Here is a 22,949-nt window from a genome sequence, read left to right as displayed (position 1 = left end):
AATATCACTGCGGTGGCGGCGAATCATCTTGAGAGTGACTGCGGTTCCAGATTCGTTCAGCTTGGCGCCCCAGCAGCCAGAAGCCCGCCCCGGCAATGGCAAACAACAGTCCCTTGTGCAGGCTGTCCCAGAACTGCTCGAAGAAGCGGCTGTAGAGGTTGAGTATCAGAAACCCCAACCCATACAGACGCAAACCGACATCCTCTCGCCTCAGGCCCCAAAGCATGGCCGCCACACTCACCAGCACCGCCAGCAACGCCCAGGGCCACAGTTGCCACTGGGGCTGAGCCGACCACAACTGGGGATCATGGTGGTTGCCAAACAGGCTCAACAACCACAGGTTGATGAACATCAGGCTCAGGCCGATGTGCCAGGTAGGTGCACGCAACGGCCGCCAGGCCGGACGCGACATGGCGCTAGCCGACAGCGCCAGCGCCGCCCCCAACAGGGCCAGGCGCGCCGGGGGGTTCATGCCATACCACAGCGCCTCCCAACCCACCTGCTGCACCGAATGCACCAGTAGCCAGGTCGCCAGAGTCAGCAGGGCCACCGCCCAGATCAGCGACGACCTCAGCCACGCCCCGAGCCAGGCATACACCATGACCGCCGACAGCAGCCACCAGCGCCACACCGACTCATCCACCGACAGGTAGTCTGCCAGATAGATCAGTGCCCCAGCGATGGCCGCCACCGCCCCCAGGAACAGGGCTTCAACCTGGTAGCGGCGGCGGTGGTCCCGCCGCCGTAATCGCTGCCCCTGAATCAACAGCCCCAACGCCAGCAGCGCCAGTCCAATGGCGCGCACCAGCACCGGCGCCTGAAACACGCTGGCGATCCAGTCGATCACCCGTTGATCCAGCAGCACACTGGCCACCGACACCACCAAAGAAACCAGGGCCACCAGGAAACTGTAACGGGCCAGCCGCCGCCAGTCGAAACGCCGCACCTCGATGGTGGCCGTTAACCGCCGCACGGTGTCGGCATCCAGCAATCCCTGTTGCTGCCATTGCTTCAGCGCCCGCTTAAGGGCATCCGCTTCCCGGTTATCCCAGCTCATGGCCGCTCCCCTGTGGCTGACTTATCTCAGTTTGCGTTCGCTGCGAACCACCTCCCAGGCGGCCTGAATGTCCTGGCTCTTCTGCCGGGCCAGGGTCATCATCTCCTCGGGCAGGCCCTGGCTGGCCAGCTTGTCCGGATGGTGCTGCGCCATCAGTTTGCGGTAGGCGCGCTTGATCTGACGGTCGTCATCGTCGGCCGTCACCCCCAGCAGGCGGTAGGCGTCGTCCAGGCTCGGTCCCTGTGAGCCGCTGGCACGATAATGATGCTCCCCTTGCCACATCGACAGCATCTGTTCCAGCTCCTGGGGCGAGAACCCGAGCTGACGGGCAATCTCCGCCAGGATGGCGCGCTCCTTGTCGTCGATGCTGCCATCGGACAGGGCGATCTGAATCTGAATCTCAAGAAACATCCGCGCCAGATCCCGACGAAACGCCATCACCAGTTTCAACTGCTTGAGCCGCTCCTGCAGCGGATAATCGGCGGCCTTGCCTTCCCGGAACGCCGCCTGAGCCTCACGGCGAGCGTCGCCAGACAGCCGCAACTGGTCCATCACCGCCGAAGCCAGGGCGATGTCTGCCGAGGTCACCTGCCCCGACGCCTTGGCGACGTGGCCCATCACCGCGAACGTAGTGTGGAAAAACAGGTTCTGGCGTGGACCCGAGGTCGGGGTACGTCGTTTGTCCACCAAAATGTGCCCCAACCAGACACCAAAAATCAGTCCGGCAATGCGGCCAAAAAAGAACCCCAGCAAACCGCCGAATACCTTACCCCAAATCTGCATTTAAACCCTGCTCCAACTGTTGTAACCGCTGTGGCGTGCCTACGTCACACCACCGCCCTGAATAGATTGTCCCGCTGATGCGCTGCTGTGCCATCGCCCGCCGCAGCAGCGGCGCCAGGCCAAATCGGCCGGGCTGGCAGCCATCAAACAGCGCCGGCCGGTACAGGCCGATACCGGAAAAGGTCAGCCTGGGTTGACCCTGATCACTGACCCGCCCCCCCTGCAGCACAAAGTCGCCGCCGGGGTTGTGAGCCGGATTGGGCACAAGCCAAAGGTGAGCCAGGTCGGTTTCGGACAGCATCGGCAGCCGGTCGAACTCCAGCTCACAATAGACGTCGCCGTTGACCACCAGAAACGGCGCCGCCCCGAGCCAATCCAGCGCCTTGAGGATGCCGCCACCGGTTTCCAGCGCCTGCTGTTCATGCTGGTAGGTAATCTTCATCCCCCAACGGCCACCGTCGCCCAGCTGCTCGGGAAACTGCTGCCCCAGCCAGGCGGTATTGATCAACACTTCGCGAATGCCCGCCGCCGCCAGTCGCCGCAGGTGGTATTCAATCAGCGGCGTCTGCGCCAGCGGCAGCAACGGCTTTGGCGTGGTGTCGGTCAACGGCCGCATCCGTTCGCCGCGGCCGGCGGCCAGAATCATCGCTTTCACGCCGGCACCTCCAGTTGCTGGCGCCACTGGCGGGCCAGTTGCGCCAGCGGCCGGGTGTCAGCATAGCCGTCGGCGGCCTCGATGACGTACTCCAGCACCCGCGGCAGATCCGCCAGGTAACCGGGTTTGCCGTCGCGATGGCACAGGCGGGCAAAGATCCCCAGCACTTTCAGGTGCCGCTGCAGGCCGGTCAGATCATACCAACGCTGGAACTGGGCCCGATCGGCACCGCCAAGCCAGCCCAGGGCCGACAAGCGCTGATAGTGACCGTCCAGCAGCGGCGTCAACTGTTCCGGCGCCCAGCGGACGTAACAGTCTTTCAGCAACGATACCGGGTCATAGGTCACCGGCCCCAGCACTGCGCCCTGATAATCGATGATCGCCAGGTGCTGATCCACCACCATCAAGTTACGGCAGTGGTAATCCCGGTGGACCCCCACTTGAGGCTGAGACAGGGCGTTATCCACCAACAGATCACACAGTGGCGACCACAGGGCGTCGAAGTCGCGGTTCGGCTCCTGACCCAGGTGAATCTTGAGGAACCACTGTGGCAACAGCGACAACTCCTGCCGCAGCAGGGCCTCGTCGTAGGCCGGCAAGGGGCCGTCTTCGGTGGCGGTAATGGCACCAATCTGCGGCAACAGCGACAGCGCCTCAGAGTACCAGTTCGCCAGCGTCGAGGCCGACAAGTAGCGCTGCAGGTGGTCATCACCGAGATCGCTCTGGCACATGAAGCCCAGCTTAAGATTCGAATGCACTATCTCTGGAGCCGGTAAACCGGCCTGGTGGTAGGCCCGGGTCATGGCCACAAAGGGGGCACTGTTTTCCTTGTCCGGTGGTGCATCCACCGCGATGTAACTGTGACCCTGATGGGAAAAGCGGAAATAACGCCGATAACTGGCGTCTCCGAAGATCAGAACCAAATCCTGAATCGATGGACTAAAGCATTGATTAAGCCAGCCTTGTAGCTGATCTCGACGGCTATCTTGCATCTCTGCCCCTTGAATAGCCCAAAGTTGAAAATTGCTTTATCATACGTCTTTTGCGCGGGCGAAAAATGGTTTTCGTTTGCCGGTAAAATAATTAGGTTGTTTTAACCAATTTTATTAAGTCTCTGTCCAGCATACTAAACTCCTCTATGGCCAGTGTGGCGTCGGGAGAATCGGTCGGTTTAACGCCCTTTGGGGAGCGGTGTCCCGGCCAACGGACGGGGACTCTTTTGCAATGGTATAGGGAGCAGAGCGCCCCTGCCAATTGCAAACACTCCAAAAGGATAAAAATGCGCTATCAACTCGCAGTTGCATGTTGTTGCCTGCCCTTTGCGGCGTGGAGCCAGGAAGGACAGGTGCTGGTCCCGGACACCCAGTGCACCATTACCCTTCCCGTACCCATGATGGTCGACCCCAACGCCACTAATGATGAACAAGCCTCATCCGCGCCGGTGACCGTGCGCGCCGATTCGAGCCAGGCCATCGCCGGCGTCTCAGCCAAGTTTCAGGGTGACGTCAAGCTGCGCCAGGGTAACCGGGCCATCAACGCCGACAACGCCGAAGTGCTGCAGCTGGAACAGAAAGTGCTGGCCAGTGGCGATCTGGTGTATCAGGACCCTCAGGTCACCATCACCGCTGACGATCTGACCGCCGACACCGACAAATACAACGCCACCCTGAGTCAGGCTAAATACTGGTTGCACGGCCAGCAGGTCCATGGTGATGCCAATGAACTGCAGATCACCGACGACAACAACATCGTCCTCCAGGGCGGTTCGTTCACCACCTGTCCCGCCGAGGTGCCCGACTGGGAGCTGAAGGCCGACAAGATCATCATCGACAGCAACGAAGAGTGGGGTGAGATCTACAGTGCCCAGGTGCGGTTGTTTGATACCCCGGTGTTCTACGTGCCTTACATGACGGTACCGGTGTCGGACAAGCGCAAGACCGGCTTCCTGTTTCCCTCGTTCAGTACCAGCACCAAAAATGGCGTCGACGTTAAGGCCCCGTTCTACTGGAACATCGCCCCCAACTTCGACATGACCATCACCCCCCAGGTGATGAGCTCCCGCGGCGTCTGGCTGGCCACCGAAGGCCGCTACCTGACCGAGCAAAACGCCGGCATCGTCAACCTGGAGTACATCGGCAACGACCGGCTCAGCAGCCTCACCGGCAGCCCGGATCGCTACGCCTATTCCTGGGAACACAGTGCCCGACTGGACAATGGCTGGCGCCTGCACGCCGACTACGCCACCATCAGTGACGACAACTATTTCAACGATTTCGACTCGGCCATCAGTGCCAGTACCGACAACCAGCTGAGCCGGGTGGGCGAAGCGTCCTACTTCCAGGAAAACTGGAACCTGGGCATCAAGGTGCAGGACATCAAGGTACTGGGCGACGATCAGGACCCGTTTCAGGTGATGCCGCAGCTGGCCTTCCAATACCGGATGCCGGCCTTCTATCAGGGGTTGGACTTCAACTTCGATACCGAGCTGACCAACTTTACCCACCAGGACAATCAACAGCTCAGTGCCCTTCGCTGGCACATGGAGCCGACGCTGACCCTGCCCTACCAGACGCCGGCAGGCAGCCTGACCACCGAAATGAAGCTGATGCAGACCTTCTATCAGCAGGACGTGCCCAGCAACAACAACGACCCCTTGTATCAGGACCTGGACCAGTTTGTCAGCCGGACTCTGCCCCAGTTCCGGGTGCACGGTCAGGCCAACTTCGAGCGTCAGCTGACGTTCTCCGGCAGCCCCTACCGGCAGACCCTGGAACCCCAGGCCCAGTACCTGTTCATTCCCCATCAGGATCAGTCTGACATCGGCGTCTACGATACCGCTCAGCTGCAGGACGACTACAACGGTCTGTTTCGCGATCGTCGCTTCTCCGGCCTGGATCGTATCGCCGACGCCAACCAGCTGACTCTGGGTGTCGCCACCCGCTTCTTCGACGGCGACAACCAGGAGAAGATGCGTTTCGCCCTCGGCCAGATTTTCTACCTGTCCGACAGCGAAGTCAGCCTGCCCAACGAGTCCAACCAGATTCAGCAATCCAGCTCGGCTCTGGCCATGGAGTTGGACATGCAGGCCGCTACCCACTGGTTCCTGGCCGGCTCACTGCAACTGGACACCAACGCCGGCGCCACCAACAAGTCGGAAGTGACCCTGGACTACCGTCCCGGCAACAACAAGCTGGTGCAATTTTCCCATCGTTATGTGCCGGAACTGGCCATCGACGAGGACACCGGTGAGTTCATCGACATCAACCAGTTTGGCTTCCGTACCACCTGGCCGATCGCCAAAGACACCTACTTCGTAGGCAACTATTACTACGACGGCAACCTTAACCGGACCGTCGAAAGCTATGCCGGCGTTCAGTGGGAATCGTGCTGCTGGGCCGTGCGCCTGACCTACGATCGTCACCTGAACACCAACTACAGTGACAGTGGCTTTACCACCATCAGTCAGAGGGACGACTACGACACCAGTTGGTCCCTGACCTTTGAGTTGAAAGGGCTGGGATCCTCCGGTCCACTGGGCGTCAGCGACATGTTGGATGAGGGCTTGTTCAACTACCGGCGCCCCTACTACCTCAAAAACTGACAAAACAAATGTGTTACAGTGCAGGAACCGTCGCTGAAGTCGAGGCTCTAAGCGATAACTGCACCGAAAAAAATGGATGAAGGATGAAGGTTCGCAATTTGATTATTAGTGCCGTGGCGGCGTTCGCCATGGCAGGATCCGCGCTGGCACAGCCACAGCTCTTGGATCGCGTCGCCGTATTGGTTAACGACGGCATTATTCTGGAAAGTGAGATCGACGAACGGGTCGAGAACATCAAACGCTCGGCGCTGCAAAGCGGACAAGCCCTTCCCTCCGACACCGCCTTACGCACTCAGGTGATCGATCGCCTGATCAATGAGAGCCTGCAGATGCAGATGGCGGATCGCATGGGCATGGTCATCAGCGACATTCAGCTGGATCAGACCCTGGAAAACATGGCCAAGGATCAGGATCTGACTCTGGAGCAGATGAAAGCGGAAGTGGAAGCCGGCGGCGACAACTACGCCCAGTACCGGGAAAACATCCGTCGCGAGATCATTCTCGGCCAGGTGCAGCGGGTACAGGTTCAGCGCCGTGTGCAGGTGTCTCCACAGGAGATCGACGCACTGGTGAAGATGATTGAAGACCAGGGCCTGCAAAGCACCGAATTCAACATGGGCCACATCCTGATCAGTGTCGCCAATGACACTCCCAAGGCGGTGGAAGAAGCCCGTACCCGTGCCGATAAGGTACTGGCACTGCTGAACGATGACGCCGATTTTGCCAAGACCGCCATCTCCGCATCCTCCGGCCCTAAGGCCCTGGAAGGCGGTAACTGGGGCTGGATGAACGTCAACGAGATGCCAACCCTGTTTGCCGAGCTGGTGCGCGGCCGCAAAGCCGGCGACATCATCGGCCCGGTAAAAAGCGGCGCCGGTTTCCACATCATCAAGATTCTGGACACCCGCGGTCAGCAGATTCAGGAAGTGGACGAGGTTCACTCCCGTCACATCCTGCTGAAGCCGTCACCGATCCTGAGCGAAGACATGGCCAAGCAGATGCTGGATGACTTCCTCAAGCAGGTGCGCGATGGCGACGCCGACTTTGCCGATCTGGCCAAGCAGTACTCGGAAGATCCAGGCAGCGCCGTCAAAGGCGGTGACCTGGGCTGGGCCGATCCCAGCATGTACGTGCCGGCGTTCAAAGACACTCTGGCGTCGCTGAAGCAAGGCGAATACAGCCAGCCCTTCCGCTCGACCCACGGCTGGCACGTGGTGCAACTGCTGGAGCGCCGCACCACCGATACCACCGCCAAGATGAACAGCGACCGCGCCTATCAGTTGCTGTTCCGTCGTAAATTCAATGAACAGGCCAACGCCTGGTCTCAGGAGATGCGGGCCAAAGCCTACATCGAAGTTGTGGAGACTAAATGACCGTACGTATCGCGGTAACCCCGGGGGAACCCGCCGGCATCGGCCCGGACCTGGTGGTGCAACTGGCTCAGCAGGACTGGCCGGTTGAACTGGTGGTCTGCGCCGACCCTGACCTGATTATTGAGCGGGCAAAAATGCTGGGGCTGCCGATCAAGCTGCAGCCCTATCAGCCCGGTAAGGCCGCCCAGCCACAGCAGGCGGGCACCCTGACCATCGCGCCATTTTCAGTCAATGCACCGGTTAAATGTGGCGAGCTGAACGACAAGAACAGCAGCTACGTGGTGGACACCCTCAAGTTTTCCAGCGAGAAGAACATGAGCGGCGATTTCGCCGCCGTGGTCACCGGCCCGGTCCATAAAGGCATCATCAACCAGGCGGGCATCCCCTTCTCCGGTCACACCGAGTACTTTGCCCAGCAGGCCAACTGTCAGGACGTGGTCATGGTGCTGGCCACCGAAGGCCTGCAGGTGGCGCTGGTGACCACCCACATTCCGCTGGCGTACGTGTCCAAGGCGATCACCCCGCAGCGACTGGAGCAGGTCACCCGGATTCTGCACCGGGATCTGCAGGACAAGTTCGGCCTGGCGGATCCGCGCATCCTGGTGTGTGGCCTCAACCCCCATGCCGGCGAAGGCGGCCATCTGGGCAAAGAGGAGATCGAAGTCATTGAACCGACTCTGAATCTACTCCGAGCCGAAGGCATGAACCTGATCGGTCCCCTGCCCGCAGACACCCTGTTCCAACCCAAATACCTGGAAAACTGCGATGTGGTGCTGTCGATGTATCACGATCAGGGCCTGCCAGTGCTAAAATACAAAGGATTTGGAAAATCCCTCAACATTACCTTGGGATTGCCCTTTATCCGCACCTCCGTCGACCACGGCACCGCCCTGGATCTGGCTGGCACTGGCCAGGCCGATTCCGGCAGTTTCGTCGTCGCCCTGAATAAAGCAATTGAACTGACAAGTAACCACAATCGATGAGCAACAATGTTCATATGGGCCACCGCGCCCGTAAGCGCTTCGGCCAAAACTTCCTCCACGACATGACGGTCATCGACCGCATCGTCGCTGCCATTCACCCCACCAACGACCACACTCTGGTCGAGATTGGTCCGGGTCTGGGCGCCCTCACCCAACCGGTCGCCGAACAGGTGGACTGCCTGAACGTGGTCGAACTGGACCGGGATCTGGCTGCCCGCCTGACCGAGCAACCCGGCTGGGGCAAGAAGCTGAAGATCAACCAGGGCGATGCCCTGAAGTTCGATTTCTCCAGCCTGATTGAACCGGGCAAGAAGATGAAGATCTTCGGCAACCTGCCGTACAACATCTCGACGCCGCTGATGTTCCACCTGTTCGAGTACGCCGAGCATCTGGAAAACATGCACTTCATGTTGCAGAAAGAGGTGGTGCAGCGACTGTGTGCCGGCCCGGGTCACAAGAACTATGGCCGCCTGACGGTCATGGCCCAATACTACTGCAAGGCTGTCCCGGTACTGGAAGTGGGCCCTGGCGCCTTTACCCCGCCGCCGAAGGTGGATTCCGCCGTGGTGCGCCTGGTACCACACACCGTCAAGCCCTACCCGGTGGACAAGGTCGAGGTGCTCAGCAAGGTGTGCCTGACCGCCTTCAACCAACGCCGCAAGACCTTGAGAAACAGCTTCAAGGGCCAGCTGGACGACGACGCCTTTGCCGCCATTGGCATCGACCCGACCCTGCGGCCTGAACAGTTGCCGGTTTCCGGATTCGTGGCCATCGCCAACTACCTGTGCCGCAAATAAGCTGATGCCCAGCCGACTCGCCCCCCTCAAGGTTGAGGTTCAGTGTCAGTACATTGAATCTCAATCCGATCCGGACCAGCAGCACTACCTGTTTCAATACACAGTGACCCTGGAAAATCGCCACGAACAGGCGCTGACCCTGACCCACCGCCATTGGCAGATCACCGACGGCAACGGCAGTCTGAATAAGGTCAGCGGCGAAGGGGTGGTGGGACAGACACCGACCCTGGCGCCGGGGGAGCGCTTTGAGTACAGCAGTTCGGTGGCCCTGGCGACACCGGTAGGCAGCATGACCGGCTTCTACACCCTGCTCAGTGATAACGGCGAAGTGCTGCAGAGCCCCATCGACCGCTTTCCACTGCGTAAACCCCGGAGTCTGCATTAAGCATGGCCAACTACTTTGTCGGTGACATTCAGGGTTGCTACGACGAGTTGCGTCGGCTAATGGACAAGGTCAGCTTTGACCCGGACCACGACGTGCTCTGGTCTACCGGTGACCTGGTGGCCCGCGGGCCGGGGTCGCTGCAGGTGCTGCAGTTGTTTCGCCAACTCGGCGATGCCGGTCGCACCGTGCTGGGCAACCACGATCTGCACCTGTTTGCGGTCCACGCCGGCCTCAAACGACCCAAACCCAAGGATCGCCAACAGGAGTTGCTGGACTCCGCCGAGTGCGACCAGTTGATTCAATGGCTGCGCCAGCAACCGCTGCACTGCCACCTGCCGGAGCACCGACTGTTGATGACCCACGCCGGGGTGCCGCCTCAGTGGGATCTGGACACCGTGCTGCACCAGTCCGCCGAGGTCAGCCGTACCCTGCAGTCGGACAACTACCTGGACTTCATCGCCCAGATGTACGGCGATAAGCCGGACCACTGGGATCCCAACGGCGATGACTATCAGCGCCTGACCTACACCATCAACTGCCTGACCCGGATGCGGCTGCTCCACCCCGATGGCCGACTGGATTTCTACAGCAAGGCCAGCGGCCCCGACGGTGAAGGCGAGCTGCTGCCCTGGTTCAGCCACCCCCACCCGCTGCTGGATCGCTATCGCATCGTGTTCGGCCACTGGGCCGCCCTGATGGGACGCACCCGCCATGCCAACGCCATCAGCCTGGATACCGGCGCCTGTTGGGGCCACTGGCTGACATTCTGGTGCCTGGAAAACGACACCCGTTACATCGAACACGCCCATCGCAGCTGGGGTTAAATCGTCAAAATTTGGTCAAAGGTCAATCGAATATCGGTTCGGTTTTCCCGACCTCAGAACCGTAACTATTTACTGCAAACCCGCCTTCAGCTTGATACCATGATTTCGAATGGGGGAAAATTAAGCTAAGGACAATACTAACAATGAAACTAACGGTCTCGCTGCGCGTTATTGGCGGCTTCACGTTCGTCACCCTGCTGTTGCTGATACTGGGCGGCCTGTCTCTGGCCAGCATCAACAACGTCGAAGAACACACCCGTGTGTTCCAGAGCTTCTCGGTACCGGCCAAGGATAAGGTCAACGAAATTACTCAGAACCTCAATAACCAGTACATCGACATCCAGTCGGCCTACAACACCACCGACACCAGCCGCCTGACTCAGGCAGAATCTGGCCTCAACACCCTGGACTCCGAGTTTCAGCGCCGTTACCAGGAGCTGGTGACTCTGCTGAGCAGTCGCCAAAGCTTCGCCCTCAACACCGGCGACAGTGAGCAGCAGTACCAGCAGTTCCAGCGCAGCTGGCAGCAGATGCTGACCGACAAGCGCAGCCTGGTCACCCAACGGGCCAACCTGGCCGAACTGGTGGAAGAGATGGAAACCGCCGGCGATGATGCCAGCTCGATTCTGCTGGACATCATGGATCTGGAAGCCTCTGACAATCGCATCGAACAGCAGATGGCCGGCGAAGCCAACAACCTGGATACCGCCGTGGCCAGCATGGTGTCCATCGCCCTGGAGATGGACAAGATCAGCACCAGTGCCGATCTCGACACCCTGAGGCAAGAAACCGAATTCCTGCTGCGCAGTGTCGACTACCGCATCGAATCCCTCAAGAAAGACGCCGCCGAGGTCGGTCAGCAGGAACTGGTGACCGAACTGACCGACTACCTGACGCTGATGACCGACCAGCTCACCTCCGAACAAAGCCTGATCCAGCTGCAGGCGGAAAACCTGCGCCTGATTCAGTCCATCGATGCCCAACTGGCCAGCAGCCAGCGTCACTATCAGGCACTGATGGCCATCAGCCAGGACCTGCAACAGCGGCTGGCGACCATCAACACCGAAACCGGTGACTTGGCCATCGATTCGCTGCAATCTACCCGCACCGAGACCCTGGCGGTGATGCTGCTGTCCATCGTGGTCGCCACCTTCATCAGCGTGGTTACCGTCCGCTCCATCACCCGGCCTCTGGCCCACGTCAACGAGGCGTTGGCGGTATTGGCCGGTGGCGACCTGACCAAGCGGATCGAGATCGACAGCCAGGATGAGTTTGGCCGCCTGGCCCGCAACATCAATGCCCTGTCCGACAGCCTCAGAGAACTGATTCGCTCGATTCTGGAGCGGGCCGACCAACTGGCCGCCGCCGCCGAGGAAACCTCCGCAGTAACCGCCCAGACCACCTCGGGCATTCAGGAGCAATCCAGTCAGATCGATCAGGTGGCCAGTGCCACCAATGAACTGTCCAGCTCCGCCAATCAGGTGGCCACCAACGCCAACGACGCCCTGGGTGAAACCCAGCAAGCCGACGACGAAACCCGTCAGGCCCGGACACTGTCGGAAACCAACGGCCAGCTGATTCAGACCCTGGCCAATGAGGTAGAGCAGGCCGCCGGCGTCATCAACAAACTCAACAGCGACACCGCCGCCATCGGCAGCATCCTGGACGTGATTCGCGGCATCGCCGAGCAGACTAACCTGCTGGCATTGAATGCCGCCATCGAGGCAGCCCGGGCCGGCGAACAGGGCCGTGGCTTTGCCGTGGTGGCCGACGAGGTGCGCTCGCTGGCTTCACGGACTCAGGAGTCCACCACCGAGATTCAACAGATGATCGAGGTGGTTCAGGCTGGCGCCAAGGAAGCGGAGCGAGTGATGCAACAGAGCCAGGAGCAGGCTCAGCGCAGTGTGACCACCACCGAAGAGGCCAACGCCGCCCTGGAAGCCATCAGCGACTCCATGGGTCGAGTGGTCAACGCCGGCAATCAGATCTCCCAGGCGGCCAGTGAGCAGAACACGGTGTCGCAAACCATCTCCGAGAAACTGGAACAGATCGCCACCATCTCCGAACAGACCTCGTCCGGGGCGGTACAAACCGCCTCCTCAAGCCAGCAGGTGGCCCAGTTGGCGGAAGAGTTGCAGCAGCAGGTACGGGAGTTCAAGGTGTCCTGATCCACGCTCAACACACAATCAGGCGGCCACTGGCCGCCTTTTTTGTTCGCGGTTCCGGATCAAAAAAGAGCGACCGAAGTCGCCCTTTCAAAGTACAGAGGGAAAGGATCAGCCGCCGATGCGATCGTTGATGGCGCTGACGATGGTGCTGTCACCATGGCCGTGGGCACTGGCCCACTCCAACACGCTCTGGCCATCCTGCTCTTTGGCCTTCAATTGGGCCGCCGACAGTTTCTTCACCAGAAACACCCCTACGCCATCGGCATTGTTGGTCATGGCACTGCGAATCATGCTTTCGCCATTGCACTTAATGCCGTCGTAGATGGTGCGCACCTTGATGCGGGACTCTTTCAGTTTCTTGCGCAAACGGCTTTTATTGTCGGCTTGAACGTACTGACAAATATTGGCAATCAGCTGGTCGTTAGCTTGAACCGGGGCTACCCATGCCAGGCTCAACGCCAGGGCACCTGTTGCCACCAGACTCAATCTTGTTTTCATTTTTTGCCACTCCTTGTTACTTATCGTTATATCCGGTTACCTTTAGCTAACAGCGACAGGATACCGTAAGACCTGAACGATTCAAATTGAACAAGGGAGATGTCATAACAAAAATCGATGGATTAAACGTCGCTCACAATTCGCTCTAAGGTAACGAAATGCAGATCACAGCAATTGCGCTCATCGGCGGGGTGGATCTGTCGCTCAACCTCCCGCCAGGCCTCTGAATTATAATCGGGAAAACGAGTGTCGCCCTCTACCTGCATCTGCGCCAGAGTCAGGTACAAGCGATCCGCCCGCGCCATCAGGCTCGAATACAGCTGGCCGCCGCCGATGATCATCAGCTCCTCCTCAGACTCAAGCAGGGCCAGCGCCGCCTCGATGCTGGTCACCACGCTGACGCCCTCGGGTCGATAGTCCGGGCGACGACTGATCACCACGTTGTGGCGGCCGGGCAATGGCCGGCCAATGGACTCATAGGTGCGCCGTCCCATCACTACCGGCTTACCCATGGTCACCGCTTTGAAATGCTTCAGATCCGCCGGCAGGTGCCAGGGCATCTGGTTGTCCTTGCCGATCACCCGATCGGCCGCCATACAGGCGATCATTGAGATACGCATCATGAGTCCCTAAATGATTGATTTGGTGCGAAACAGCAACAGGCTCGGCATCGCCAGGCCAACGCTCAGCGCCCCCAGTATAAAGATGGTTTTCAAGGCGTTGTACACCACCGGCATCAGAGTCGCATCGGTCACGCCGATGGCACTCATCTCCACCAGGCCGATGACGGTGTTAAAGGCAAAGGTGCCGGGAATCATCGGAATGATCGCCGCCACGCCGAACAGCTGCATCGGCGCCAATGTCTGTCGCGACCATAAGGTAGACAGGCCGCCGACCGCAACGGCCGCCGCAAACGTGGCCCACTCAATGGGCGCCCCCCAGTGCATGCACACCGCCCGCAACATATGGCCGACCGCACCGGCCAGGGCGCAGCGCCACAGGAAACGACCGGGGACATTAAACACCATGGCAAAGCCTACGGCGGGAACGGCGGCGTAGGCACCGTTAATCAGTAACTGGATCAGATTCATAGCCAGCCCATCCCGGTGAGTTGCATCGCCAGGGTAATGCCGATGGCCGCCGAGGCGGTCATCAACGTCGCCTGGCCCCAGCGCGCCAGGCCGACGTTGTAATGGCCCTTGACCATGTCACTGATGGCATTGAGCAGCGGAAAGCCGGGCACCAGCATCAACACCGCCGCCGCCATCGCCACTTCGGCGTCCGGGGTTGGCCACACCATGGCCGCCAGCCTGGCCACCAGGGTGGTAACAAAGGCGGTCGACGCCCAGTTGATCAACAGGTTGAAATGGCGTTTGGCCAGTTGCTGGCGCACCACCATGCCGATGCAAGAGGCCAGCACGGTCAACAGCACCGCGGTATCGTCGGCACCAAACAGATGGGCAAAACTGCCGCAGGAGGGGCCGATGATGGCCACCACCAACCAGGGGTTCCAGCTCCAGGGAGTCAGGTTACGCAGCTTGCTGCCCACCTGCTCGATGTCCAGCAGTCCCTTCTCGGCCATGACGCAGATGCGCTGCACCTCGCACACCATGGCCATGTTGAGGCCATGATCCCGCAGCCGCCGGGTGGTGGTGACACAACGCTGACGAAACAGGGTGGTCATCACCAGCGAATTGGAGGAGATGGACAGCTCCACGCTCTCCGCCCCCAGGGCAATCCCCAGTCGCTGGCCGATGTCTTCCACCAGCTCACTCTCCGCCCCCCAGGCCAGCATTAACTGAGCCGCCCGCACCGCCAGGCGGGTGACCTCATTTTGCTGTGCTATCTCCAAACTCGTTTCTCCCCAAAAACGTCTGTTACAGGCAGCAAAAAGGGGCAACGGGGCCCCTTAATTGTGAATCATCAACGATCAGCGCTGGTATACCACTTCGACATCGTAATCGTCGTCGTCCCAGTCATCGTCCCAGTCGTCGTCTTCCACGACCGGCTGCTGCATCTGATCCTTGTGGTGTTGTTCCCACTTGAATTCCACTTCGGCGTCGTCCACCTGATTCTCTTCCTCTTTCGGCAACGCGTTAATGATCTCCATCAACTCTTTTACCAGAGAATCGGTGCCGGTGCGGGAGATGGCACTGATGGTGCGTACCTCGCCTTCCCAGCCGAGGCCGTCAACGATGCTGGCCACCAGGGCGTCACGCTCCTCTTCCAACACCAGGTCAAGCTTGTTCAGCACCAGCACCCGCGGCTTATCCGCCAGTTTCGGTGAGTAGCTTTGCAGCTCGTTGATGATCGCCTTGGCGCCCTCCACAGGATCGCTTTCATCAATAGGGGCAACGTCGATCAGGTGCACCAGCACCCGGCAGCGTTCCAGGTGCTTAAGGAAGCGCACCCCAAGGCCGGCGCCATCGGAGGCGCCTTCGATCAGACCGGGAATGTCGGCAATCACGAAACTTTCGGACATGTTGGCCCGCACCACACCCAGGTTCGGGATCAAGGTGGTGAAGGGGTAGTCGGCCACTTTCGGCTTGGCGGCAGACACCGCCCGAATGAAGGTGGACTTACCGGCGTTTGGCAGCCCCAGCATGCCCACGTCCGCCAGCAGCAACAGCTCCAGCTTCAGTTCACGGTGCTCACCCGGGGTGCCCAGGGTCTTCTGCCGCGGCGTGCGGTTAACCGAGCTCTTGAAGCGCGTGTTCCCCAGGCCGTGATAACCGCCTTTGGCCACCAGCAGTTTCTGGCCGTGGGTGGTCAGATCCCCCACCAGTTCGCCGGTTTCTGAATCCAGCGCCCGAGTGCCCACAGGCACAGGCAGAATCTTGTCTTCACCGCGCTTGCCGGTGCAATCGGCACTCTTGCCGTTGGTGCCGCGCAGCGCCCGGTGACAACGTTCAAAGCGATAGTCGATGAGGGTGTTCAGGTTCTCATCGGCGATCAGAAAGACGTCACCGCCATCGCCACCGTCACCACCATCAGGGCCGCCTTTAGGGATGTACTTTTCACGGCGAAAACTCACAATGCCGCTACCGCCGTCTCCGGCTTCAACCCGGATCAGCACCTCATCTACAAATTTCATCGCTTTAACCCGTTAGAAAATCTGTTTCTAGTATACCTTGGGATCGCCCAGCCCGCGAAGGCAACAGCCCTGCGGTGGCTCAGAAGGTATCTGTATTACGCAAAAAGCCCCGCCATTGGCGGGGCTTCGTATTCGGTCGGTTTTCGACTTACTCGGCTTCGATGCTTACGAACTTGCGGTTCTGCTTGCCTTTCACTTCGAATTTCACTTTACCGTCTGCAGTTGCAAACAGAGTGTGATCTTTACCGATGCCTACGTTGGTACCCGCGTGGAATTTAGTACCACGTTGACGAACGATGATGTTACCAGCCAGTACAGACTCACCACCGAAACGCTTTACACCAAGGCGTTTGCTTTCTGAATCGCGGCCGTTACGAGTAGAACCGCCAGCTTTTTTGTGTGCCATTTCTCAGTAACTCCGATTAAGCGTTGATGCCAGTGATCTTAACTTCAGTGAACCACTGACGGTGGCCCATCTGCTTACGATGATGCTTACGACGACGGAACTTAACGATCTTAACTTTATCGCCACGACCGTGAGTCACAACTTCAGCAACAATCTTGCTGCCATCAACATAAGGAACACCAACCTTTACGTCTTCACCGTTAGCAACCAGAAGAACTTTATCAAATTCAATGGTGCTGCCGGTTTCAACGTCTAGCTTCTCCAGACGAAGAGTCTGGCCTTCGCTAACACGGTGTTGCTTACCACCACTTTGGAAAACCGCGTACATAGTAAAACTCCGCTTCACACGCCGACCGCGCCTTATGGGGTCAGGGTGTGGCTTAAAACTTGTTGACAATGGGCGGGCATTCTACGCCAAGGACACAAAACAGGCAAGCACTACGATGAAAAAGATCGCAAAAGGATCCGACCATTTTGAGGATCACCGCAATGAATCGCTAAATGCTGCTGTTATGATTGCGGAATTTGGGTAGAATTCGCTTCCATACTGAGCACATTATACTTACAGCTGCCGATTTTGGCAGCCCAAAGCCGGATAAATTATGGACCTGAACGCCATCCGCCAATTGGCCGACAACGACATGAAGTTGGTCAACCAGATGATCTACGACCAGTTGCACTCTGACGTAGTACTGATTAACCAGTTGTCCTTCTACATCATCAACGGGGGCGGCAAACGCATGCGGCCACTGTTGACCCTGCTGGCAGCCCAATCGGTAGATTACCAAGGCGACAACCACATTCGCCTGGCGGCCATCATCGAATTTATCCACACTTCGACGCTGCTGCACGATGACGTGGTGGACGAGTCCACCATGCGCCGCGGCCGTGAAACCGCCAACGCCCTGTTCGGCAACCAGGCCAGTGTGCTGGTAGGTGACTTCCTCTACACCCGTTCATTCCAGATGATGACCGAGATGAAGAGCCAGAAGGTGCTGGAAGGGCTGGCCGAGGCCACCAACGTACTGGCAGAAGGGGAAGTGATGCAGTTGATGAACTGCAACGATCCCGACACCACCGAAGAAAATTACATGCAGGTGATCTACTGCAAAACCGCCAAGCTGTTTGAGGCCGCCACCGGCCTTGCCGCCGTGGTGGCGGAGCAGGATCCGGCCATCTGCGACGCCCTGGCCGATTATGGCCGCTATCTGGGCACCGCCTTCCAGTTGGTGGACGACGTGCTGGATTACACCGCCGAAGCCGACGAGCTGGGTAAGAACATCGGTGACGATCTGGCCGAAGGCAAACCGACGCTGCCGCTGATCTACACCATGGAGAAGGGCAACGACACCGAGAAGCAGATGATCCGCGCCGCCATCGAGAACGGCGGCACCGAAGAGATCGATCCGATTCTCAAGGCCCTGCACCACTGTGGTGCCCTGGAGTACACCATGCAGCGCGCCAACGAGGAAGCCGACAAGGCCATTGCCGCCCTGGCGGCCCTCAAGGACAGCCCGGCCAAAACCGCACTGGAATCCCTGGCCCGCATCGCCGTGGACCGCCGCAGCTAAGAGATCGTCAATCAAAAAAGGCCTCCGATGGGAGGCCTTTTTTATTGCGGATTCAACGCCGGCTTTAGCCGTTCACAAAGGCCTCGCCCTTGCTGATGTCCCCAATCAGGGTATCCATCATCTCGGCCACGGCCTGCTGCTCAAACGCACTCAGCTCACCGTAAGCCTGCACCTCTTCAACGCCGTTACTGCCCAGCAGCACCGGTTGAGCGAAGAAGCGGCTGTGCTCGCCATTGCCTTCGACATAGGCACACTCGACCACCCCTTGCTCACCCTGCAAGGCACGCACCAGGGCGGTACCGAAACGACAGGCTGCCTGGGCCATGGACAGGGTGGCGCTGCCGCCACCGGCCTTGGCTTCCACCACCTCGGTGCCGGCATTCTGAATGCGGTCGGTCAGGCTGGCGATTTCATCGTCACTGAAGCTGACGCCCTCAACCTGGGACAGCAGTGGCAAAATGGTGACGCCACTGTGGCCGCCAATGACGTTGATCTTGACCTCATCCGGCTGCAGCCCTTTGGCCTCGGCAATGAAAGTTTCGGAGCGAATCACGTCCAGAGTGGTGACCCCGAACAGGCGGCGCTTGTCATACACACCGGCGTTTTTCAGCACTTCGGCGGCGATGGCCACAGTGGTGTTCACCGGGTTGGTGATCACCCCGATGCAGGCACCGGGACAAACCTCGGCACACTTGCCCACCAGGTTGCGAATGATGCCGGCGTTGATGTTAAACAGATCGGAACGATCCATGCCGGGCTTACGGGCAACACCGGCGGAGATCAGCACCACATCGGCGCCTTGCAGGGCCGGGGTCGGGTCTTCTCCGGCAAAGCCCTGAGCATTGACGGCGGTAGGGATGTGGCTGATATCAACGGCAACCCCTGGAGTGACGGGAGCGATGTCGTACAGGGCCAGGTCTGTGCCCTTTGGCAGGTTCAATTTCAACAATAATGCCAGGGCCTGTCCGATTCCCCCGGCCGCACCGAGTACTGCTACTTTCATGGTGTTCTCCATCTATCCTTTGATGTGACATGGATCGCGTTTCTATTTCTGCGCCCACCATACCCAAACAGGCGTTTAAAGGCAATTTTACCAATCTCTTATTGACCCGGTCCCGCCGACGTGGTGAGGTCAAACATCCGCCGCCGGTTGCCTATCTTCAGGCAGTTAGGCAAAATGTGAATAACAACCAAGAAACAACGAGCTGACACATGAAGTCTACCCGAAACCAGGATGAGCTCATCCGCGTGTTTAAATCTCTGCTGAAAGAGGAACGATTTGGCTCCCAGGGCGAAATTGTGACCGCGCTGCAAGCCGCCGGTTTCAGCACCATCAATCAGTCCAAAGTCTCTCGGATGTTGAGCAAGTTTGGAGCGGTACGCACCCGCAATGCCAAACAGGAGATGGTGTACTGCCTGCCGGCCGAGCTGGGCGTGCCCACCGCCACCAGCCCGCTGAAGAACCTGGTGCTGGACGTGGATCACAACGGTGCCATGATCGTGGTGAAGGCCAGCCCCGGTGCCGCGCAACTGATTGCTCGCCTGCTGGACTCCATCGGCAAGCCGGAAGGCATTCTTGGCACCATCGCCGGCGACGACACCATCTTTATCGCCCCCACCAATGCCGACAACATCAACCACGCCCTGGAAACGGTCAAAGACCTGTTCAACTACAAGGGCTAAGCCAAACAACCCAAGAATTAAAAAAGGCCCGCTCAATGCGGGCCTTTTGCTGTTAGTGCGGAAGCTTAGCCAGCCGCCTGCTCCATAAAGTCCAGCGACGGTGCGAAAAACGCCGATCCGGTGACCGCCTGGGTAAAGTTAAGCAGGTGATCGTAATGGCCGTGGCCATCGCCGTGGATCATCGACTTCAGCTGAGCTTCGAAGTGAGCCGGCGTGCGGCAGCAGCTGATGAAGAACAGCCCCTGCTCCATCATGTCGCCGTAAGGCATGCTCTGGCGCAGAATCTCCATGGAGTTGCCATCGGCGTCTTTGAGGTTAGTACGCTTGATGTGACAGGTCAGCGGCTTATCCTGACTGGCGTATTCCTCATTCTCCACCTTGGTACGGCCAATGGTGTCTTCCTGCTGTTTCTGGCTGATGCTGTTCCAGCGCGCCATCTGGTGCTGATACCTCTGGGTATGGATGTAGCTGCCGCCGACAAAACCGGCGTCTTCGTCGCCCACCAACGCCACAGTGCGGCGATGGCTACCCTGAGGGTTCTCGGTGCCATCGACGAAGCCAGTCAGGTCGCGGTTATCCAGGTAGCGGAAACTGCGCACCTCCTCCACCAACTGCACCAGTCCCTTGAGACGGTGACACACCTCCATGGCGGCGATGTGGTTGATATCGAGACGATCGGAACGGATATGAACGAAGATGTCTACCGGTTGCACCGGGGCTTTGCGGTCGTCTTGCTCGAAAGAGGGAAACGGCCGCAGCTGCTGTGGACGCGCCTCGGGGTAGAGGGTATCCCAATAGTTGGCCCCAATGGCCACAAATCCATTAAAGGCGGAATCGGCATTTTGATCCACCGAGGCCTGCAGCCACACAGCAATCTCGGCCAACACCTTACGCAGGGTCGGCTCGGCCTGATCTTCCGCATTAAACAGCAGATACAACCCATGAAGGTTGCCCTCTGCACACACCCCTCCCTGTTCGCGAGGCATATCGCTCCCTGTGTTTGTGGTCATCGTTGCTCCTGATTACCTAGAATACAAAATAATACCGAACAACATAAAGATATAATCGTCATCCTGTTAGGAAGCCAGTACTTTATCCCGCCGGCATCCACCCAGTGTGCCTGATGGATCGCGCCCTGACTTTGCTCCAACGCATGAACTGGGGTGAACAAAATGAAAAACCGTCCCTTTTTCCGTCCCCGCCGCCGCCACTGGCGGCCGAAACACAAAAACGCCTTCCGAAGAAGGCGTTGTCAGGGTATCGACAGGGTTCGGGCTTAGTTGCTGCCTTTGACCGTCACGAACTCCGGATAGGCATCGATGCCACAGTCGGCGATGTCCATGCCCCGATATTCCTCCTCTTCGGTGACTCGAATGCCCATGGTCAGCTTCAGAGCCAGCCACACCAGCAGGCTGGCGCCGAACACCCAGGCAAAGATGATCAATGCCCCCAGGGCCTGAGTGCCAAAACCGGCATCGGCGTTGGACAGCGGCACCGCCATCAGGCCAAACAGGCCGCAGACACCGTGTACCGAGATGGCGCCCACCGGGTCATCCAGCTTGACTTTGTCCATGGCGACGATGGAGAACACCACCAGACCACCGGCCGACAAGCCAATGACCCCTGCCAGCATCAGCGACGGCGACAGCGGGTCGGCGGTGATGGCCACCAGCCCGGCCAGGGCACCGTTGAGAATCATGGTCAAATCCGCCTTGCCCCACATCAGCTTACACACAATCAATGCCGCTACCGCGCCAAAGGCCGCTGCCGAGTTGGTGTTGACGAAGATCTTGGCTACCGCCGAGGCATTTTCCGCATCGGACACCAGCAGCTGGGAGCCACCGTTGAAGCCAAACCACCCCAACCACAGAATGAAGGTTCCCAGGGTTGCCATCGGCATGTTGGAACCGGGGATGGGGTGCACGCTGCCATCGGCACCGTATTTGCCCTTACGGGCGCCTAAGAGGAGCACTCCTGCGATTGCCGCTGCCGCACCGGCCATGTGAACAATGCCGGAACCGGCGAAATCCACGAAGCCCAATTCAGAAACAAAGCCACCCCCCCAGGTCCAATATCCCTCAACTGGATAGATAAAACCGGTAAGGACAACAGCAAACACCAGGAATGCCCACAATTTCATACGCTCTGCCACGGCCCCGGACACGATGGACATGGCGGTGGCCACAAACACCACCTGGAAGAAGAAGTCCGACTCCAGGGCATGATCCGCCCCCTCGGCCTGAGTGCCAATCAGGCTGCCCAGACTCGGCAACCAGCCCGCTTCGGCGTTATCGACGTACATGATGTTGTACCCCACCAGCAGATACATAACGCAGGCAATGGCATACAGACAGATGTTCTTAGTCAGAATTTCGGTGGTGTTCTTGGAGCGGACCAGGCCCGCTTCCAACATGGCGAACCCCGCCGCCATCCACATCACCAGGGCGCCGGACATCAGGAAGTAAAACGTATCCAGTGCAAATCGTAATTCGGTTACCGTGGTACCCAGTTTTGATAACTCTTCCATGGTTTCCCCCTCCGTTAAATCGCTTCTGCGTCGTGCTCGCCGGTACGAATCCGCACCGCCCGCTCCAGGTCATACACAAAGATCTTGCCGTCACCGATTTTGCCGGTGTGAGCGGCCTCGCTGATCACCTCGATCAGGTGATCCACGTTGTCGGCAGAGGTGGCGATCTCCAGCTTCACCTTTGGCAGAAAATCCACCTGATATTCCGCACCGCGATACAGCTCGGTATGGCCCTTCTGACGCCCAAAGCCTTTTACTTCGGTGACCGTCAGCCCTTCGACGCCGATGCCGGCGATGGCTTCCCGAACGTCGTCCAGCTTGAACGGTTTGATGATTACGCTAACCAGTTTCATGTCCAATCCCTCAACCAAAATCAGTTAACCAATCCTTTACAACTCCCGTGCCAAAAATTTATTTCTTTATATTTCAACGATATGGATTAAACGACAAAAACGAGCAGCATGGTTATGCACCAAAATAAGCATGGTCATTCAGTAAGTGCCCCAAATTAGTGCAGCCACAGCCACAAAAAAGCCCCGCCGAA

24 protein-coding genes are annotated in these 22,949 nt (G+C 58.8%); 9 read left to right on the top strand and 15 right to left on the bottom strand.

The window, feature by feature from the left end; genetic code table 11:
• Positions 1 to 4: 4 nt before the first annotated feature.
• The 4 genes from H598_RS23905 to H598_RS0109710 are packed head-to-tail and all read right to left on the bottom strand — an operon-like array spanning position 5 to position 3,487.
• Complete coding sequence (locus H598_RS23905) at positions 5 to 1,057, bottom strand: hypothetical protein (RefSeq protein ID WP_051252635.1); 1,053 nt, start codon at positions 1,055 to 1,057, stop codon at positions 5 to 7.
• 21 nt (positions 1,058 to 1,078) lie between these two features.
• Positions 1,079 to 1,840, bottom strand: a complete 762-nt coding sequence (gene djlA / locus H598_RS0109720; RefSeq protein WP_028112860.1) for a co-chaperone DjlA — start codon at positions 1,838 to 1,840, stop codon at positions 1,079 to 1,081.
• Positions 1,824 to 2,495 (bottom strand): N-acetylmuramate alpha-1-phosphate uridylyltransferase MurU, encoded by a 672-nt coding sequence (gene murU / locus H598_RS0109715; protein WP_028112859.1) that lies wholly within the window; start codon positions 2,493 to 2,495, stop codon positions 1,824 to 1,826. The genes djlA and murU overlap by 17 nt, the downstream gene beginning before the upstream one ends.
• Positions 2,492 to 3,487 (bottom strand): aminoglycoside phosphotransferase family protein, encoded by a 996-nt coding sequence (locus tag H598_RS0109710; protein ID WP_051252634.1) that lies wholly within the window; start codon positions 3,485 to 3,487, stop codon positions 2,492 to 2,494. Before H598_RS0109710 ends, murU begins: the two co-directional genes overlap by 4 nt.
• A gap of 281 nt (positions 3,488 to 3,768) precedes the next feature.
• Here H598_RS0109710 and lptD point away from each other — a divergent pair, with 281 nt between their 5' ends.
• From lptD to H598_RS0109675, 7 genes are all read left to right on the top strand, one after another.
• A complete protein-coding gene (lptD, locus tag H598_RS0109705) occupies positions 3,769 to 6,096 on the top strand; it encodes an LPS assembly protein LptD (protein WP_028112857.1) in 2,328 nt (775 codons plus the stop codon).
• Between the two features lie 83 nt (positions 6,097 to 6,179).
• Entirely contained in the window at positions 6,180 to 7,469 is a 1,290-nt protein-coding gene (surA, locus tag H598_RS0109700) for a peptidylprolyl isomerase SurA (RefSeq protein WP_028112856.1), read from the top strand.
• Positions 7,466 to 8,452, top strand: a complete 987-nt coding sequence (gene pdxA / locus H598_RS0109695; protein ID WP_028112855.1) for a 4-hydroxythreonine-4-phosphate dehydrogenase PdxA — start codon at positions 7,466 to 7,468, stop codon at positions 8,450 to 8,452. Before surA ends, pdxA begins: the two co-directional genes overlap by 4 nt.
• Positions 8,449 to 9,249 (top strand): 16S rRNA (adenine(1518)-N(6)/adenine(1519)-N(6))-dimethyltransferase RsmA, encoded by an 801-nt coding sequence (gene rsmA, locus H598_RS0109690; RefSeq protein WP_028112854.1) that lies wholly within the window; start codon positions 8,449 to 8,451, stop codon positions 9,247 to 9,249. Before pdxA ends, rsmA begins: the two co-directional genes overlap by 4 nt.
• A gap of 4 nt (positions 9,250 to 9,253) precedes the next feature.
• Positions 9,254 to 9,634 (top strand): Co2+/Mg2+ efflux protein ApaG, encoded by a 381-nt coding sequence (apaG, locus tag H598_RS0109685; protein WP_028112853.1) that lies wholly within the window; start codon positions 9,254 to 9,256, stop codon positions 9,632 to 9,634.
• Between the two features lie 2 nt (positions 9,635 to 9,636).
• Positions 9,637 to 10,458 carry a symmetrical bis(5'-nucleosyl)-tetraphosphatase gene (locus H598_RS0109680; RefSeq protein ID WP_028112852.1) on the top strand — a complete coding sequence of 274 codons (822 nt, stop codon included), beginning with the start codon at positions 9,637 to 9,639 and terminating at the stop codon, positions 10,456 to 10,458.
• Between the two features lie 143 nt (positions 10,459 to 10,601).
• Positions 10,602 to 12,626 (top strand): methyl-accepting chemotaxis protein, encoded by a 2,025-nt coding sequence (locus tag H598_RS0109675; protein WP_028112851.1) that lies wholly within the window; start codon positions 10,602 to 10,604, stop codon positions 12,624 to 12,626.
• Between the two features lie 108 nt (positions 12,627 to 12,734).
• On the opposite strand, the gene H598_RS0109670 is transcribed toward H598_RS0109675, so the two are convergent.
• The 7 genes from H598_RS0109670 to rplU all read right to left on the bottom strand — a co-directional run bounded on the left by H598_RS0109670 (position 12,735) and on the right by rplU (position 16,952).
• A complete protein-coding gene (locus H598_RS0109670) occupies positions 12,735 to 13,124 on the bottom strand; it encodes a DUF3718 domain-containing protein (protein ID WP_028112850.1) in 390 nt (129 codons plus the stop codon).
• A 122-nt stretch (positions 13,125 to 13,246) separates the two neighbouring features.
• Entirely contained in the window at positions 13,247 to 13,744 is a 498-nt protein-coding gene (gene folA / locus H598_RS0109665) for a type 3 dihydrofolate reductase (RefSeq protein WP_028112849.1), read from the bottom strand.
• A gap of 9 nt (positions 13,745 to 13,753) precedes the next feature.
• Positions 13,754 to 14,215 (bottom strand): threonine/serine exporter family protein, encoded by a 462-nt coding sequence (locus H598_RS0109660; RefSeq protein ID WP_028112848.1) that lies wholly within the window; start codon positions 14,213 to 14,215, stop codon positions 13,754 to 13,756.
• Positions 14,212 to 14,919, bottom strand: a complete 708-nt coding sequence (locus H598_RS0109655) for a threonine/serine exporter family protein (RefSeq protein ID WP_051252633.1) — start codon at positions 14,917 to 14,919, stop codon at positions 14,212 to 14,214. The genes H598_RS0109660 and H598_RS0109655 overlap by 4 nt, the downstream gene beginning before the upstream one ends.
• Positions 14,920 to 15,054: 135 nt before the next feature.
• Positions 15,055 to 16,218, bottom strand: a complete 1,164-nt coding sequence (gene cgtA / locus H598_RS0109650; protein WP_028112846.1) for an Obg family GTPase CgtA — start codon at positions 16,216 to 16,218, stop codon at positions 15,055 to 15,057.
• 148 nt (positions 16,219 to 16,366) lie between these two features.
• Entirely contained in the window at positions 16,367 to 16,624 is a 258-nt protein-coding gene (gene rpmA, locus H598_RS0109645; RefSeq protein WP_028112845.1) for a 50S ribosomal protein L27, read from the bottom strand.
• A gap of 16 nt (positions 16,625 to 16,640) precedes the next feature.
• Positions 16,641 to 16,952 carry a 50S ribosomal protein L21 gene (gene rplU, locus H598_RS0109640; protein WP_028112844.1) on the bottom strand — a complete coding sequence of 104 codons (312 nt, stop codon included), beginning with the start codon at positions 16,950 to 16,952 and terminating at the stop codon, positions 16,641 to 16,643.
• A 274-nt stretch (positions 16,953 to 17,226) separates the two neighbouring features.
• Between rplU and ispB the strand changes: the two genes are divergently transcribed.
• The gene (gene ispB, locus H598_RS0109635; RefSeq protein WP_028112843.1) at positions 17,227 to 18,195 is read left to right on the top strand and encodes an octaprenyl diphosphate synthase; all 969 of its coding nucleotides are present in this window, start codon (positions 17,227 to 17,229) and stop codon (positions 18,193 to 18,195) included.
• A gap of 64 nt (positions 18,196 to 18,259) precedes the next feature.
• On the opposite strand, the gene mdh is transcribed toward ispB, so the two are convergent.
• Positions 18,260 to 19,198 carry a malate dehydrogenase gene (gene mdh / locus H598_RS0109630; RefSeq protein ID WP_028112842.1) on the bottom strand — a complete coding sequence of 313 codons (939 nt, stop codon included), beginning with the start codon at positions 19,196 to 19,198 and terminating at the stop codon, positions 18,260 to 18,262.
• Positions 19,199 to 19,407: 209 nt separating this feature from the next.
• On the opposite strand from mdh, the gene argR reads away from it, so the two are divergent.
• Complete coding sequence (gene argR / locus H598_RS0109625; RefSeq protein ID WP_028112841.1) at positions 19,408 to 19,878, top strand: transcriptional regulator ArgR; 471 nt, start codon at positions 19,408 to 19,410, stop codon at positions 19,876 to 19,878.
• A 65-nt stretch (positions 19,879 to 19,943) separates the two neighbouring features.
• Here the strand turns inward: argR and H598_RS0109620 are convergent, their stop codons facing one another.
• The 3 genes from H598_RS0109620 to glnK form a co-directional block, all read right to left on the bottom strand.
• On the bottom strand, positions 19,944 to 20,888 hold the full coding sequence (locus H598_RS0109620; protein WP_035415770.1) for a Dyp-type peroxidase: 945 nt from the start codon (positions 20,886 to 20,888) through the stop codon (positions 19,944 to 19,946).
• A 266-nt stretch (positions 20,889 to 21,154) separates the two neighbouring features.
• Complete coding sequence (locus H598_RS0109615; protein WP_028112839.1) at positions 21,155 to 22,405, bottom strand: ammonium transporter; 1,251 nt, start codon at positions 22,403 to 22,405, stop codon at positions 21,155 to 21,157.
• 14 nt (positions 22,406 to 22,419) lie between these two features.
• Positions 22,420 to 22,758, bottom strand: coding sequence for a P-II family nitrogen regulator (glnK, locus tag H598_RS0109610; protein ID WP_028112838.1), 339 nt, complete (start codon positions 22,756 to 22,758; stop codon positions 22,420 to 22,422).
• Positions 22,759 to 22,949 lie beyond the last annotated feature (191 nt).

It is taken from the genome of Ferrimonas kyonanensis DSM 18153 (assembly GCF_000425405.1).
Taxonomy (GTDB): domain Bacteria; phylum Pseudomonadota; class Gammaproteobacteria; order Enterobacterales; family Shewanellaceae; genus Ferrimonas; species Ferrimonas kyonanensis.
The sequence above is the reverse complement of the archived record's forward strand: the minus strand, read 5'-3'. Positions and strand labels throughout refer to the sequence as shown.

Coding starts and splice junctions, on each gene's coding strand:
- surA (WP_028112856.1), top strand. CDS start 6,180: ATGAAGGTTCGCAATTTGATTATTAGTGCCGTGGCGGCGTTCGCCATG.
- apaG (WP_028112853.1), top strand. CDS start 9,254: ATGCCCAGCCGACTCGCCCCCCTCAAGGTTGAGGTTCAGTGTCAGTAC.
- H598_RS0109620 (WP_035415770.1), bottom strand. CDS start 20,888: ATGACCACAAACACAGGGAGCGATATGCCTCGCGAACAGGGAGGGGTG.
- glnK (WP_028112838.1), bottom strand. CDS start 22,758: ATGAAACTGGTTAGCGTAATCATCAAACCGTTCAAGCTGGACGACGTT.
- H598_RS0109615 (WP_028112839.1), bottom strand. CDS start 22,405: ATGGAAGAGTTATCAAAACTGGGTACCACGGTAACCGAATTACGATTT.
- cgtA (WP_028112846.1), bottom strand. CDS start 16,218: ATGAAATTTGTAGATGAGGTGCTGATCCGGGTTGAAGCCGGAGACGGC.
- H598_RS0109655 (WP_051252633.1), bottom strand. CDS start 14,919: ATGCTGGCCTGGGGGGCGGAGAGTGAGCTGGTGGAAGACATCGGCCAG.
- H598_RS23905 (WP_051252635.1), bottom strand. CDS start 1,057: ATGAGCTGGGATAACCGGGAAGCGGATGCCCTTAAGCGGGCGCTGAAG.
- ispB (WP_028112843.1), top strand. CDS start 17,227: ATGGACCTGAACGCCATCCGCCAATTGGCCGACAACGACATGAAGTTG.
- rplU (WP_028112844.1), bottom strand. CDS start 16,952: ATGTACGCGGTTTTCCAAAGTGGTGGTAAGCAACACCGTGTTAGCGAA.
- argR (WP_028112841.1), top strand. CDS start 19,408: ATGAAGTCTACCCGAAACCAGGATGAGCTCATCCGCGTGTTTAAATCT.
- H598_RS0109670 (WP_028112850.1), bottom strand. CDS start 13,124: ATGAAAACAAGATTGAGTCTGGTGGCAACAGGTGCCCTGGCGTTGAGC.
- folA (WP_028112849.1), bottom strand. CDS start 13,744: ATGCGTATCTCAATGATCGCCTGTATGGCGGCCGATCGGGTGATCGGC.
- rpmA (WP_028112845.1), bottom strand. CDS start 16,624: ATGGCACACAAAAAAGCTGGCGGTTCTACTCGTAACGGCCGCGATTCA.
- H598_RS0109710 (WP_051252634.1), bottom strand. CDS start 3,487: ATGCAAGATAGCCGTCGAGATCAGCTACAAGGCTGGCTTAATCAATGC.
- H598_RS0109675 (WP_028112851.1), top strand. CDS start 10,602: ATGAAACTAACGGTCTCGCTGCGCGTTATTGGCGGCTTCACGTTCGTC.
- mdh (WP_028112842.1), bottom strand. CDS start 19,198: ATGAAAGTAGCAGTACTCGGTGCGGCCGGGGGAATCGGACAGGCCCTG.
- H598_RS0109680 (WP_028112852.1), top strand. CDS start 9,637: ATGGCCAACTACTTTGTCGGTGACATTCAGGGTTGCTACGACGAGTTG.
- djlA (WP_028112860.1), bottom strand. CDS start 1,840: ATGCAGATTTGGGGTAAGGTATTCGGCGGTTTGCTGGGGTTCTTTTTT.
- pdxA (WP_028112855.1), top strand. CDS start 7,466: ATGACCGTACGTATCGCGGTAACCCCGGGGGAACCCGCCGGCATCGGC.
- rsmA (WP_028112854.1), top strand. CDS start 8,449: ATGAGCAACAATGTTCATATGGGCCACCGCGCCCGTAAGCGCTTCGGC.
- H598_RS0109660 (WP_028112848.1), bottom strand. CDS start 14,215: ATGAATCTGATCCAGTTACTGATTAACGGTGCCTACGCCGCCGTTCCC.